Source organism: Paracoccus sp. P2 (assembly GCF_046335115.1).
GTDB lineage: Bacteria > Pseudomonadota > Alphaproteobacteria > Rhodobacterales > Rhodobacteraceae > Paracoccus > Paracoccus pantotrophus.
The window spans coordinates 36,531-50,184 of record NZ_JBGOSN010000003.1 but is presented as its reverse complement, the minus strand read 5'-3'; the positions used below and the strand labels follow the sequence as shown (position 1 = coordinate 50,184).

Below are 13,654 nucleotides of genomic sequence, written 5' to 3'. Positions count from 1 at the left end.
GCCGGCGGTGGCCTTGATTGATGGCGGCGGCGGGCGTAACTAGCCGATCAGGAAACAGGAATATCTCGCCATGACCTATGTCGTCACTGAAAACTGCATCATGTGCAAATACACCGACTGCGTCGAGGTGTGCCCCGTGGACTGTTTTTATGAAGGCGAGAACACGCTGGTCATCCATCCCGACGAATGCATCGACTGCGGCGTCTGCGAACCGGAATGCCCGGCTGACGCGATTCGCCCCGATACCGAGCCCGACATGGAGACATGGGTCGAGTTCAACCGCAAATATGCCGAATCCTGGCCGGTGATCACGCGCAAGAAGGATCCGATGCCCGGCTATCAGGAGATGGACGGCATGCCCGGCAAGCTGGAGAAATATTTCTCGGAAGCGCCCGGTGAAGGGGATTGAGACCTCCGGTTCCGCTGGTGGTCCCCGATCTTGTTTGAAATGCTAACGACTGTGCCTGCCGCGCATCATGTCCCGTCTCATATGTGGGATTTGACTGCCGCATCGCTGGCGGGCCGGGGGCGCGGCCGCTAGATCGTGTCCGTGGCGAGGGCGTCGATTCGCCCTGACCATGCATCGGCTCTGTTCGGTGAGGCGTTTTCCTGGTGTTGAGTTTAAACGATTTTCTTTCGCCAAACGGGGCCGGTGCCGCTTTTCAGGGAACCTTTGAACCGGCGCGATTTTTGTGCTATGGTGCAGCCATCTCGCGCCGGTCGGGCTGCTTTTGTGGCCTGGCCGGCGTTGCTGCCTGTCCTGATCGACTGCCCGGTCAGAAGTGCAAGAACAACAATGTTGGCCCGTAAGGGGGGATCGTCCCTCCTTGGGGGTTTTTGTGTCGCGCGGCGGCGCAACTGCGAAGGATGCCCAATGTCGAAAGCCAAGAAGACCGAATTTCGCCCCGATGACTTTGTCGTCTATCCCACGCATGGCGTGGGCCGCATCGTGTCGATCGAAGAGCAGGAGGTGGCGGGGCTGCGCCTCGAGATGTTCGTGATCTCGTTCGAGAAGGACAAAATGACCCTGCGCGTGCCCACCGCCCGCGCGACCGAGATCGGCATGCGCGGCCTCTCGACCCCGGACCTGGTCGAGCGGGCGCTGGACACGCTGAAGGGCAAGGCCCGCGTCAAGCGGGCGATGTGGTCGCGCCGCGCCCAGGAATATGAGCAGAAGATCAATTCGGGCGATCTGATGTCGATCGCCGAGGTGGTGCGCGACCTGCATCGCACCGACGACCAGCGCGAACAGTCCTATTCCGAGCGCCAGCTTTACGAGGCCGCGCTGGACCGCCTGACCCGCGAGGTCGCCGCCGTTTCCGGCATGGACGAGGCCGGCGCCCAGAAGAAGGTCGAGACCGTGCTGACCGCCCGCGCCGCCTGAAGGACGGCCCGCCGGGATGATCGGGGCGCCCGCGGGGCGCCCCTTTTCATGCCGGGATGCGGGTCCGCGCCGAGGCTGCCTGCCGCCCCGGAGCCGAGGCGGAGCCCCGCGGGACAGCGCCGCCGGGCATCAGACGCGCATGAGGCCGAACACCAGCGAAATCGAGACGAATGCAAGCCAGACCGAGGCGACGCGCTGGACGCCCTGCAGCCGTTCCCGGCCGCCGTTTCCCGCCTGCGCCAGGATCCCGGCGCAGCCCCAGGCCAAGGCCGCGCCGATCACCATCAGGCAGAACATCCCCAGCCGCGTCGCGAAAGCCGGATCCTGCGGCGCGGGCAGCAGGACAAGGCCAAGGATCAGCGCCTTGGGGTTCAGGACGGTGGTCACATAGATCCGCCGGGCGCCGATGTCCCGGCTTTCTCCATCGCTGCCCGGCGCCCGCCACAGGGCCGTCGCCAGAACCATGATCCAGCTGGCCGCCGCCAGTTTCAGCCCGACCGCCAGGGCCGGCATCTGTTCAAGCAGCCCCGCGCCCAGGAAGGCCAGCGGCAGGATGGCGGTCAGGTAGCCTGCCAGCTCTGCCGGCAGCAGGCGCGCGACGCGGGCCAGGCCACGCTGCGCCCCCGCGATTCCCATCAACGTATTCGTCGGCCCCGGCGCCAGCAGCAGCGCCAGAACCGTCGAAACGAATGCAGCCGTGGTCATGTTGGATGCCTGTCCTTTCAATGCTGCCCGCGCCCTATCACGGCGCTTGCCCCCATGAATTGATCTGGGTCACGGGCGCAAGCCAAGGATCCGGTCTCGGCCCCTTTTTCGCCGCTGCCGCCGCGCCGAGGGAGGCGACCCGGCCGGGCCGCCGTCCCCGGTCTCCTCTCAGCCCAGGGCGGCCAGGATGCGCGCCCAGCTGCGCGCGCCCCTGGCAAAGCTGTCGAGGTCGTATTTCTCGTTCGGGGAATGGATGCGGTCGTCGTCGCGGGCAAAGCCGATCAGCATGGAGTCCATGCCCAGGATCTCCTTGAAATCCCCGGCGATGGGGATCGAGCCGCCGGCGCCGATATAGGCGGCCTCGCGGCCCCATTCCTGGCTCAGCGCCGCCTTGGCCGCGGCGAAGGCCGGGTCCGAGATGTCCATGCGGCTGGCCGGGCTTGCGCCATGGCCATGGAACTCGACGGTGCAATCCTCGGGCACATGGGCGCGGACATGGGCGCGGAAGGTCTCGCGGATGCGGTCGGGATCCTGGGTGCCGGTCAGGCGGAAGCTGACCTTGGCGCGGGCCTCGGCCGGCAGGACGGTCTTGAAGCCCTCGCCGGTATAGCCGCCGGTGATGCCGTTGATCTCGAAGGTGGGGCGGTTCCAGACCATCTCCAGCCCGGTGCGGCCCGTCTCGCCGACCGGATGCTTCAGCCCGACGCGCGCCAGGAACTCGGCCGGGTCGAAGCCGAGCGCGTCCCAGTCGGCGCGCAGTTCCGGGGACAGTTCCTCGACGCCCTCGTAGAAGCCGGGCAGGGTGACGCGGCCGCTGGCGTCCTTGACCGTCGCAAGCGCGTTGACAAGGATCTGGACCGGGTTCGCCGCCAGCCCGCCGAAGCTGCCGGAATGCAGGTCGCGGTCCGCGGCGCGGATCACGATCTCCTCGCCGCAAAGCCCGCGCAGCTGGGTGGTGATGGCCGGGCGGCCGTCGGCATAAAGCCCGGTGTCGCAGATCATGGCGATGCCGGCGCGCAATTCCCCGGCATTCTCGCGCAGGAAGGGGCGCAGGCTGGGCGAGCCGGATTCCTCCTCGCCCTCGAACAGCAGCACCAGGTCCGAGGGCAGGCTGCCATGCACGGCCTTCCAGGCCCGGAACGCCTCGATGAAGGTCATCAGCTGGCCCTTGTCGTCCGAGGCGCCGCGGCCGCGGATCACCCTGCCCTGGGGCGTATGCTCGATGCGGGGCTCGAAGGGGGGATGGTGCCACAGTTCCAGCGGATCGACCGGCTGCACGTCGTAATGGCCATAGAACAGCAAGGGCCGCCGCGTGCCCTTGGGCGAATGCGCGACCACCATCGGATGGCCGGGCGTGTCGCGCAACGCGGCCTGGAAGCCCAGCGAGGTCAGTTCGGCGCAAAGCCACTCCGCCGCCCGCCGCACCTCGGCCGCATAGGCCGGGTCGGTCGAGACCGAGGGAATGCGAAGAAATTCCATCAGCCGGTCGAGCGCCTGGGGCAGCCCCGCGTCCAGCGTTGAAAGTACTTCGCCGATTCTGGAATTGTCCGTCATCCTTCGCCTTTCCTGATTGATTTTATCAGAGAAAATGCCTGTCATCTTGGTATGGGTGCGACATTTTTACGCTGTATTTTCTCTGGCTTGATGCGTATCAAGGTATGACCCGCGGGATCGCAGCATGATCCCCCAAGCGAGCAAGTTCAAGCAAGGCAAGGGATCCGTGATGGACTATTCAGCCGCCCTCGATCAGGCCATCGGCAAGCTGCACGAAGAGGGTCGTTATCGCACCTTCATCGACATCGAGCGCCGCAAGGGGGCCTATCCGCAGGCGGTCTGGACCCGTCCCGACGGGACCGAGACCCAGATCACCGTATGGTGCGGGAACGACTACCTGGGCATGGGCCAGCATCCGGTGGTGCTGGCGGCGATGCACGAGGCGCTGGATGCCACGGGGGCGGGTTCCGGCGGCACGCGCAACATCTCGGGCACCACCGTCTATCACAAGCGCCTGGAAGGGGAACTGGCCGATCTGCACGGGAAAGAGGCCGCGCTGGTCTTTTCCAGCGCCTATACCGCCAATGACGCGACGCTCTCGACCCTGCGCAAGCTGTTTCCCGGCCTCATCATCTATTCGGACGAGCTGAACCACGCCTCGATGATCGAGGGGATCAAGCGTTTCGATGGCGCCAAGCGCATCTTCCGCCACAACGACGTGGCGCATCTGCGCGAGCTGCTGGAGGCCGACGATCCCGAGGCGCCCAAGCTGATCGCCTTCGAGTCGATCTATTCCATGGATGGCGATTTCGGCCCCATCGCCGCGATCTGCGACCTCGCGGACGAGTTCAACGCCCTGACCTATCTGGACGAGGTCCATGCCGTCGGCATGTATGGCCCCCGCGGCGGCGGCGTGGCCGAGCGCGACGGGCTGAGCCATCGCATTGACATCTTCAACGGCACGCTGGGAAAGGCTTTCGGCGTCTTCGGCGGTTATATTGCCGCCTCGGCCAAGATGGTGGACGCGATCCGCTCCTATGCGCCGGGCTTCATCTTCACCACTTCGCTGCCGCCGGCGGTGGCGGCGGGCGCCGCGGCCTCGATCGCCTTCCTCAAGACGGCCGAGGGGCAGTTGCTGCGCGACCAGCAGCAGCTGAACGCCCGCATCCTGAAGATGCGGCTGCGCGGGCTGGGCATGCCGATCATGGACCATGGCAGCCATATCGTGCCGGTGCATGTCGGCAACCCGGTGCATTGCAAGGCGCTGTCCGACATGCTGCTGGCCGATTTCGGCATCTATGTGCAGCCGATCAACTTCCCGACCGTGCCGCGCGGCACGGAACGGCTGCGCTTCACGCCCTCGCCGGTGCATGACCCCAAGCAGATCGACCACCTGGTGAAGGCCATGGACAGCCTCTGGTCGCAGTGCAAACTGAACCGTTCAACTTCGGCTGCCTGAGACGGTTTCGGGGTGAAGACCTCTCGCGCCCGTGATAACCTTGCTTTAATCAAGTTCTGAGAGTCTTCCGATTCGCGGGGACGAGCAGCAAAGTATGGGGCAGGCGCAATGATCGGGCTAAGGGGGAACCCCCCGTCCAATGGCCATGAGGAGCCGGCGGCCTTGCCGCCCGGTTTCGACGATCCTGACATTCGTCTCGGAGATCTGATGCGGGGCGAACGGGCCACGCTGGGCAAGTCGCTGCTGGATGTCCAGCGCGAATTGCGCATTCGCGCCTCCTATGTCGCCGCCATCGAGAATTGCGACATTTCCGCCTTCGACACGCCGAGCTTCATCGCCGGCTACGTGCGTTCTTATGCCCGCTATCTCGGCATGGATGCCGATTGGACCTTCCGCCGCTTCTGCCAGGAATCGGGTTTCCAGCCCACGCATGGCATGGCCCCCGCCGCCGCGGGGCCGAAGCCGCAGCGCCGCCCCTCGGACCCGGCCGAGGCGCTGGCCAATCCGCATCCGATCTTCCTGCCTCGGCAGGAAAGCATCTGGAGCTCGATCGAGCCGCGGGCCATCGGCTCGCTGCTGGTCATGGTCGTGCTGGCCTGCGGGTTGGGCTATGGCGGCTGGGCCGTGCTGCAAGAGGTGCAGAAGGTCAACCTGACCCCCGGCGAGCAGGCGCCCGGCGTGATCGCCGCGCTGGACCCGGTGCAGGAGGCGGCCGAGCCCGAAACCGTCGAATCGGCCCAGGTCAACCTGCCGCGCCCCGAGGGGCTGGACCGCACCTACCGGCCGCAGGCGCTGGAACTGCCCGTGCTGGTCGCCCGCGACGGGCCCATCGCCGCCATCGACCCGCGGCTGGACACCTCCACGCCCAAGCCGGAAGGCGCCGTGCCTGCGACCCGCAGCGCCGCGGTCCACGACCGGGTCTATGGCCCGCAGATGCCGCCCGAACAGGCGGCTGTGCGCACCGTTGCCCCCGATGCGCCCGAGATCGAGATCCTTGCCGCCCGTCCCGCCTGGGTGCGCGTCACCTCGGCCGACGGCACGGTGCTGCTGGAAAAGACCATGGACGCGGGCGAGCGTTTCGCCCTGCCCAAGCTGGAGGCGCCGCCGGTGCTGCGCGCCGGCAATTCCGGCGCGGTCTATTTCGCGGTCAACGGCCGCACCTACGGCCCGGCCGCACCCGGCGCCAAGGTGGTCAAGAATGTCGAGCTTTCGCCGACGGCGCTGACGGCGCAATATGCCTTTGCCGATCTCAGCAAGGATCCGCAGCTGGCCGAAATGGTCGCCCTGGCATCGGCCGAGCCGCCGGAACAGGCCCCCGCGCAGGATTGACCGGGCGCCGGGTCATGGCCGCCGGAGCATGAATCCGGGGTCACGGATGCGGCATCGCGCGCCTGACCGGGACCGGATGGCTTGCCCGTCTGGCCGGATCGGCCTATTTCTGACGGGTGAAGCCGCCCCTGGCGCAGGAAAAGGCACCAGCCATGTCGCATAATCCGATCCGCCCCTGGCGCAATATCGACCGGCGCAAGTCGCGCCGGATCATGGTCGGCAACGTGCCGGTCGGGGGCGACGCGCCGATCAGCGTGCAGACCATGACCAATACCGACACCTCGGACGTGCGCGCGACGCTGGACCAGATCATCCGCGCCGCCGACGTCGGCGCCGACATCGTCCGCGTCTCGACCCCCGACGAAGCCTCGACCCGCGCCCTGCGCGAGATCTGCCGCGAAAGCCCGGTGCCGATCGTGGCCGACATCCATTTCCACTACCGCCGCGCCATCGAGGCCGCCGAGGCCGGCGCCGCCTGCCTGCGCATCAATCCCGGCAATATCGGCGACGCTGCCCGCGTGCGCGAGGTGATCAAGGCCGCCCGCGACCATGGCTGCTCGATCCGCATCGGCGTGAATGCCGGCAGCCTGGAACGGCACCTGCTGGAAAAATACGGCGAGCCCTGCCCGGATGCGATGGTGGAATCCGGCCTCGACCACATCAGGATCCTGCAGGACAACGATTTCCACGAATTCAAGATCAGCGTGAAGGCCAGCGATGTCTTCCTCGCCGCCGCCGCCTATCAGCAGCTGGCCGAGGCGACCGACGCGCCGATCCACCTGGGCATCACCGAGGCGGGCGGGCTGGTGTCGGGCACGGTGAAATCCGCCATCGGCCTGGGCAACCTTCTGTGGATGGGCATCGGCGACACCATCCGGGTCAGCCTCTCGGCCGATCCGGTCGAGGAGGTCAAGGTCGGGTTCGAGATCCTGAAATCCCTGGGCCTGCGCACCCGTGGCGTGCAGATCATCTCCTGCCCCAGCTGCGCGCGCCAGGGCTTCGACGTGATCAGGACGGTCGAGACCCTGGAAAAGCGCCTCGAACATATCAAGACGCCGATGAGCCTGTCGATCATCGGCTGCGTGGTGAACGGGCCGGGCGAGGCGCTGATGACCGATATCGGCTTCACCGGCGGCGGCGCGGGTTCCGGCATGGTCTATCTGGCCGGCAAGCAGGACCACAAGATGACCAACGAGCAGATGGTCGACCATATCGTCGAACTGGTCGAGAAACGCGCCGCCGAACTCGAGGCCGCGCAAGCCGCCGCCGAATAGGCGAAAGGGCGGCCCTCGCGAGCCGCCCCGTGCTTCTTCGTTCCTCAAATACCCATTCCGCCCGCGCAACCCGCCCAGGCGGCGCAGCCTCAGCCCTCGGCCTTGGCCGCGCGTGCGCGGGCAATCGCGCCCTCCAGCCCCTCGGTGGGCATGCCGCGCAGCATCTCGCCGCCGATGATGAAGGTGGGGGTGCCCATGATGCGCATTTGCTCGGCCAGCTGGTGGTTCTTGCGCAGCACGGCCGAGACCTCCTCGGTGTTCATCCGGTTCAGCACCGCCTGGCTGTCCAGCTCCAGGTCTCCGGCCAGCTTGGTCAGGCTTTCCAGGTTCACCGGCCCGCGCGATTCCATCAGCGCGTCATGCGCCTGCTTGTAGGCATCGGGCCCCGCCTCCTGCTGCACCGCGACGGCAAAGCGCGCGGCCATGTCGCTTTCCTGGGTCAGGATCGGGAATTCCTTGACGATCCAGCGGATGTTGCCATCGGCCGAGATCAGCTTTTCCACGTCCGGGCTGACCCGCTTGCAGACGCCGCAGCGGTAATCGACGAACTCGACCAGGGTCACGTCGCCCTCGGGATTGCCGCCGACCCAGCTGTGGCCGTCGTCGAAGATCGCCGTGCGATTGTTCTCGACCAGCAGTTCGTCGTTCCTGGCCTCGTCGGCAAGGCGGCGTTCCTCCAGCACGTTGATCGATTCGATCAGCACGTCCGGATTGGCCATCAGGTAGTCGCGCACCGCCTCGCCGAAGGCGGCCTTCTCGGCCTCGGTCATATTGGCCGGGTCGAAGGCCAGGGCGGGCAGGGCGGTGGCGCTGATCAGCGCGGCGGTCACAAGGGCTTTCATGGAACAATCCTCTCCGGTTCCCGGCAACTTGACCGCTTGCGCGCGGTGTTGCAAGCGGCCGGCCGGGGCATCACGCGGGCTTGACCGGGCCGTCCGCAGGCCCGATACCCGGCAAAAACCACGAGGCAGGCTGACATGAGACAATCCCGTCGCGGGCAGGTGGATCCCTTCATCGTCATGGATGTGATGGAGGCCGCCCGCAAGGCCGAGGCCGGAGGCCGCCGCATCATCCACATGGAGGTCGGCCAGCCCTCGACCCCCGCGCCCGAGGGGGCGCGCCGGGCGCTGGCGGCGGCGCTGGACCGGCCGCTGGGCTATACGGTGGCGCTCGGGCTGCCGGAACTGCGCCGGGGCATCGCCGGGCTTTACCGGCGCTGGTACGGGCTCGACCTCGACCCGGCCCGTGTGGTGGTGACGCCGGGCTCCTCGGGCGCCTTCATCCTGGCCTTCTCGGCGCTTTTCGATGCGGGTGAGCGGGTGGCCTTGGGCGAGCCGGGCTATCCCAGCTATCGCCAGATCCTGCGCGCCATGTCGCTGGAGCCGGTGGGCATCCAGACCCGGGCCGAGGACCGCTATCAGCCGCGTCCCGACGACCTGCCGGCGGATGCGCAGGGGCTGATCCTGGCCTCGCCGGGCAACCCATCCGGTACGGTGCTGCGGCGCGAGGAACTGGCGGCGCTGACCGCGCGGGCGGCGGAACTGGGCATGAGCGTGATCTCGGACGAGATCTATCACGGGCTCGATTACGGCGCCGGCTTCCATTCCGCGCTGGAGGTCACGGACGAGGTCTTCGTCATCAACAGCTTCTCGAAATATTTCAGCATGACCGGCTGGCGCGTCGGCTGGATGGTGGTGCCGGACAGCATGATCCGCACCGTCGAGCGCATCGCGCAGAACATGTTCATCTGCCCGCCGCATGCCAGCCAGGTCGCGGCGCTGGCGGCGCTGGATTGCGTGGAGGAGGCCGAGGCGAACCTGGCCGTCTATGCCGAGAACCGCCGGCTGATGCTGGACCGGCTGCCGAAGATGGGATTCGACCGCATCGCCCCGCCCGAGGGCGCCTTCTACATCTATGCCGACGTGTCGGACCTGACCACGGACAGCCTGAGCTTCGCCGCGGAAATCCTTGAAAAAGCGGGCGTGGCGGTAACGCCGGGGCTGGATTTCGATCCGCGTCGCGGCGCGCGGACCCTGCGCTTCAGCTATGCCGCGGGGCCGGCCGAGATCGCCGAGGGGCTGGACCGGCTGGCGGCCTTCATGGCCGCACGATGAGATGGCTCTGGGCCTTGTTGCTGGTCTGGCTGGCGCTGCCTGCGCTGGCCGATGACGGCGCGCGCCCGGCACCTGCGACGGTCGATCTGGCGCAATCCTCTCTGATGGCCGAGGGGCGCGACCGCGGCAAGCCGCGGCCGATGGAACTGCGGCTGACGATCAGCCGGCCGGTGCCCTACCGGGTCTATTTCCTCGACGGGCCGCCGCGGCTGGTGGTGGATTTCCGCGAGATCGATTTTTCCGGCGCCGATGCCGACGCAATGCCTGGCCGCGAACTGGTGCCGGCGCTGCGCTGGGGCCGCTTTCGTGCCGGCTGGTCGCGGCTGGTGATGGAGCTGCCCGGACCCTATGCCCTGCGGCTGGCGGTGCAAGGTCCGGCCGAGGGCGGTGCCAAGAGGGCGCTGGTCAGGCTGCGCATGGAGCCGGTCAAGCCCGAGGATTTCGTCACCCGCGGCAATGCGCTTTCGGCGCTGTGGGACTTGCCGCAGCCGGCGGCCGTGGCCTCGTTGCCGCCGCGACGCGCGGGCACGCGGCCCCTGCGCGTGGCGCTGGATCCCGGCCATGGCGGCCACGACCCCGGCGCCCAGGTCGGCGCGATCAGCGAGGCGGCGCTGATGCTGGGCTTTGCCCGCGAGTTGACCGAGATCCTGACCGCCGCCGGTTTCGAGGTCATCGCCACCCGCAAGGACGACAGCTTCATTCCGCTGGAACAGCGCATGACCATTGCCCGCGCCGAGCGGGCGGACCTGTTCATCTCGCTGCATGCCGATGCGTTGCCGGCGGGCGAGGCGGCGGGGCTGTCGATCTATGTCTGGAATCCGCAGGCCGACGACCGCGCCACGCGCGAACTGGCGATGCGCCACGACCGGGCCGACCTGCTGGCCGGGCTGGACCTGTCGGGGACCGACGACCAGGTCGCCGACGTGCTGATGGACCTGGCGCGGACCGAGACGCATCCGCGCTCGGAAGCCTTTGCCAAGTTCGCAGTCTCCGAACTGAACCGGGCGGGCATCGCCATGCATCGCCGGCCGGTGCGCGGCGCGGCATTTTCGGTGCTGAAATCGCCCGACATCCCCTCGGTGCTGGTCGAGCTGGGCTTCCTGACCGATCCGGGCGACCGCGCCAACCTGTTCGACCCCGAATGGCGCGCGCAGACCGCCCAGGCGCTGGCGCAGGCCATCGGGCTTTGGGCGCAGGACGATGCCGCCCGCGCCGCCCTGCTGCGCAAGTAGCGCAAGGTTGCTTTGACGGGCGCGGCCTCGCTGTCTATAGAGGCGCAGGTTATCCCCAGAGGCTTGCCCATTGCTGCGCTTCCTGCTGTCTTTCATCGGTGCGATCTTTTCCTGGCTCGTGACCGCGGTCTTCTTCATCGCCCTGACGGTCGGGGCGGTGTTCTGGATGTATTCGCGCGACCTGCCCAGCCATGAACAATTGGCGCAATACGCGCCCAAGACCATCAGCCGGATCTATTCCGCCGAAGGGCGGCTGATCGACGAGTTCGCCGAGGAACGCCGCATCTTCGTGCCCATCGACGAGATCCCGCCGCTGGTGAAGCAGGCCTTCATCAGCGCCGAGGACAAGCATTTCTACAGCCATCACGGCTTCGACCCGATGGGCATGGGCAAGGCGGCGCTGGATGCGATCAGTTCGGGCGGGCGCAACCTGCGCGGCGCCTCGACCATCACCCAGCAGGTGATGAAGAACTTCCTGCTGTCCAGCGACCGCAGCATCGAGCGCAAGATCAAGGAGCTGATCCTGGCCACCCGGCTGGAATCGACGCTGAGCAAGGACCAGATCCTTGAGCTTTACCTCAACGAGATCTTCCTGGGCCAGAACAGCTTCGGCGTGGCCGCGGCGGCGCAAAGCTATTTCAACAAGCCGCTGACCGAACTCGCGCCGCATGAGGCGGCGACGCTGGCCGCCATGCCCAAGGCGCCGGGCCGCTATCACCCGGTCCGCGCCAGAGAGGCGCTGACCGAGCGGCGCGACTATGTGCTGCGCGAGATGTGGCAGAACGGCTATATCGACCAGGCCACCTACGAGGCCGAGGCCAGGCAGCCGCTGCGCTCGGTGCAGAACGGCGATTTCCCCGCCTTCCAGCAGCAATTGCCGCCGCGCGACTATTTCACCGACGAGATCCGCCGCCAGCTTTCGGCGCAATTCGGCGCCGAGGAGTTCTTCGGCGGCGGGCTGGCGATCCGGGCGACGGTCGATCCCAAGCTGCAACAGGTCGCCGCGCATGCGCTGCAGCAGGCGCTGGAGAAATACGACCGCGGTCGCGGCGTCTGGCGCGGCACCCGGCTTACGATCCCGGCCGAGCAGCTGGGCGACGAGCAGGCATGGCGCGCCGCGCTCTCCGATGCCGCCGTGCCGCGCGACATCGAGGGCTGGTTCCCGGCCGTGGTGCTGGCGCTGGGAGAGGGCGACGCCACCATCGGCATCGAGGACCAGGAAGGTACGGCGACAATCCCGGCCAAGGACGTGCAATGGGCCAGGAAGCGGCGCGCCGACGGCACGTTGGCGCCCAAGGCCCAGGTGGCCTCGGACCTGCTGGATGTGGGCGACGTGGTGCTGGTGCGTCGCATGACCAGCGACAGCGACGGCAGCTTCATCCGCTGGACCCTGCGCCAGGTGCCCGAGGTGCAGGGCGGCTTCATGGCCATGGACGTGAACACCGGCCGGGTCATCGCCATGCAGGGCGGCTTTTCCTATCAAAGCTCGGTCTTCAACCGCGCCACCCAGGCGCAGCGCCAGCCGGGCTCCAGCTTCAAGCCCTTCGTCTATGCGGCGGCACTGGATTCGGGCTTCAACCCGGCGACCATCGTGGTTGACGAGCCGATCACCGTGAACACGCCGCAGGGGCTGTGGACGCCCAAGAACGCCAGCGGCAAGTTCTACGGCCCGACACCGATGCGCACCGGGATCGAGCAGTCCCGCAACCTGATGACCATCCGCATCGCCCAGGGCATCGGCATGGATACGGTGGCGAAATATGCCGAGAAATTCGGCGTCTACGACCATCTCGGCCATTTCCTGGCGAACAGCCTCGGCGCACAGGAAACGACGCTGTTCAAGATGGTCGCCGCCTATGCCATGTTCGCCAATGGCGGCGAGCGGGTGGAACCCACGCTGGTCGACCGCGTGCAGGACCGCCGCGGCCGCACCATCTATCGCCACGACCGCCGCGACTGCGTGACCTGCGGCCAGCCGACCCTGCCCGCCGGCGCCGCGCCCGAGATCCGTTCGAACCGCGAGCGGGTGATGGACGCGATCACCGCCTATCAGCTGACCTCGATGCTTGAGGGCGTGGTGAAACGCGGCTCGGGGCGCGGGGTGAACCTGCCGGTGCCGGTCGCCGGCAAGACCGGCACAACCAACGATGCCAAGGACGTGTGGTTCATCGGCTTTACCTCGAACATCGTTGCCGGCTGCTACCTGGGCTATGACCAGCCGCGCACGCTGGGCGCCAACGCCTATGGCGGAACGCTTTGCGTGCCGGTCTTCAACGAGTTCATGCAGGAGGCGGTCAAGGAATTCGGCGGCACCGCCTTCAAGGTTCCGCCGGGCGGGCATTTCGTCAATATCGACCGCTTCAGCGGCGCGATCCTGGGCCCGGATGCCAAGGGCGACAACGTCATCGCCGAATATTTCCGCGACGGCCAGGATCTGACCGGGCTGGTGCTGGTCGACGGTGGCTTCGGCCGCGCCGATCCGGGCACCTTGCCGCTGTTCACCCAGGGCCGCGACGGCGGCCAGGCGGTGACGACCTCGACCGGCAAGAAGAAGGTGATCCCGAAAAAGGCCGATTTCGGCACCCTGTCCTCGGGCGGGCTGTATTGAAGGCGCTTTGCCGGGCGGGTGCTTGCCGCCGCCCGCCGCCCGCGCTATTTGTCCT

The 13,654-nt window shown here is 67.3% G+C and carries 11 protein-coding genes; 8 read left to right on the top strand and 3 right to left on the bottom strand.

Features of this window, described 5'->3' with window-relative positions; translation table 11 throughout:
• The first annotated feature begins 70 nt into the window (after window positions 1-70).
• Together fdxA and ACDP63_RS02600 are read left to right on the top strand one after the other, a co-directional pair.
• Window positions 71-409 carry a ferredoxin FdxA gene (gene fdxA / locus ACDP63_RS02605; RefSeq protein ID WP_024845187.1) on the top strand — a complete coding sequence of 113 codons (339 nt, stop codon included), beginning with the start codon at window positions 71-73 and terminating at the stop codon, window positions 407-409.
• Between the two features lie 465 nt (window positions 410-874).
• On the top strand, window positions 875-1,384 hold the full coding sequence (locus tag ACDP63_RS02600; protein WP_024845188.1) for a CarD family transcriptional regulator: 510 nt from the start codon (window positions 875-877) through the stop codon (window positions 1,382-1,384).
• A 129-nt stretch (window positions 1,385-1,513) separates the two neighbouring features.
• Here the strand turns inward: ACDP63_RS02600 and ACDP63_RS02595 are convergent, their stop codons facing one another.
• On the bottom strand, window positions 1,514-2,089 hold the full coding sequence (locus tag ACDP63_RS02595; protein ID WP_409927680.1) for a LysE family translocator: 576 nt from the start codon (window positions 2,087-2,089) through the stop codon (window positions 1,514-1,516).
• Window positions 2,090-2,257: 168 nt separating this feature from the next.
• Window positions 2,258-3,643: a M20/M25/M40 family metallo-hydrolase gene (locus tag ACDP63_RS02590; protein ID WP_024845190.1), complete on the bottom strand. Its 1,386-nt coding sequence runs from the start codon at window positions 3,641-3,643 to the stop codon at window positions 2,258-2,260.
• 169 nt (window positions 3,644-3,812) lie between these two features.
• Here ACDP63_RS02590 and hemA point away from each other — a divergent pair, with 169 nt between their 5' ends.
• From hemA to ispG, 3 genes are all read left to right on the top strand, one after another.
• The gene (gene hemA / locus ACDP63_RS02585; protein WP_024845191.1) at window positions 3,813-5,042 is read left to right on the top strand and encodes a 5-aminolevulinate synthase; all 1,230 of its coding nucleotides are present in this window, start codon (window positions 3,813-3,815) and stop codon (window positions 5,040-5,042) included.
• Window positions 5,043-5,150: 108 nt separating this feature from the next.
• Window positions 5,151-6,371, top strand: coding sequence for a helix-turn-helix domain-containing protein (locus tag ACDP63_RS02580; protein WP_024845192.1), 1,221 nt, complete (start codon window positions 5,151-5,153; stop codon window positions 6,369-6,371).
• A 152-nt stretch (window positions 6,372-6,523) separates the two neighbouring features.
• On the top strand, window positions 6,524-7,645 hold the full coding sequence (gene ispG, locus ACDP63_RS02575; RefSeq protein WP_024845193.1) for a flavodoxin-dependent (E)-4-hydroxy-3-methylbut-2-enyl-diphosphate synthase: 1,122 nt from the start codon (window positions 6,524-6,526) through the stop codon (window positions 7,643-7,645).
• 89 nt (window positions 7,646-7,734) lie between these two features.
• Here the strand turns inward: ispG and ACDP63_RS02570 are convergent, their stop codons facing one another.
• Window positions 7,735-8,487: a DsbA family protein gene (locus ACDP63_RS02570; protein ID WP_074990313.1), complete on the bottom strand. Its 753-nt coding sequence runs from the start codon at window positions 8,485-8,487 to the stop codon at window positions 7,735-7,737.
• Between the two features lie 135 nt (window positions 8,488-8,622).
• Here ACDP63_RS02570 and ACDP63_RS02565 point away from each other — a divergent pair, with 135 nt between their 5' ends.
• The 3 genes from ACDP63_RS02565 (at window position 8,623) to ACDP63_RS02555 (ending at window position 13,599) form a co-directional block, all read left to right on the top strand.
• Entirely contained in the window at window positions 8,623-9,759 is a 1,137-nt protein-coding gene (locus ACDP63_RS02565; RefSeq protein ID WP_024845195.1) for a pyridoxal phosphate-dependent aminotransferase, read from the top strand.
• Complete coding sequence (locus tag ACDP63_RS02560; protein ID WP_024845196.1) at window positions 9,756-10,991, top strand: N-acetylmuramoyl-L-alanine amidase; 1,236 nt, start codon at window positions 9,756-9,758, stop codon at window positions 10,989-10,991. Before ACDP63_RS02565 ends, ACDP63_RS02560 begins: the two co-directional genes overlap by 4 nt.
• Window positions 10,992-11,061: 70 nt before the next feature.
• Window positions 11,062-13,599, top strand: a complete 2,538-nt coding sequence (locus tag ACDP63_RS02555; RefSeq protein WP_024845197.1) for a penicillin-binding protein 1A — start codon at window positions 11,062-11,064, stop codon at window positions 13,597-13,599.
• Window positions 13,600-13,654: the final 55 nt, after the last annotated feature.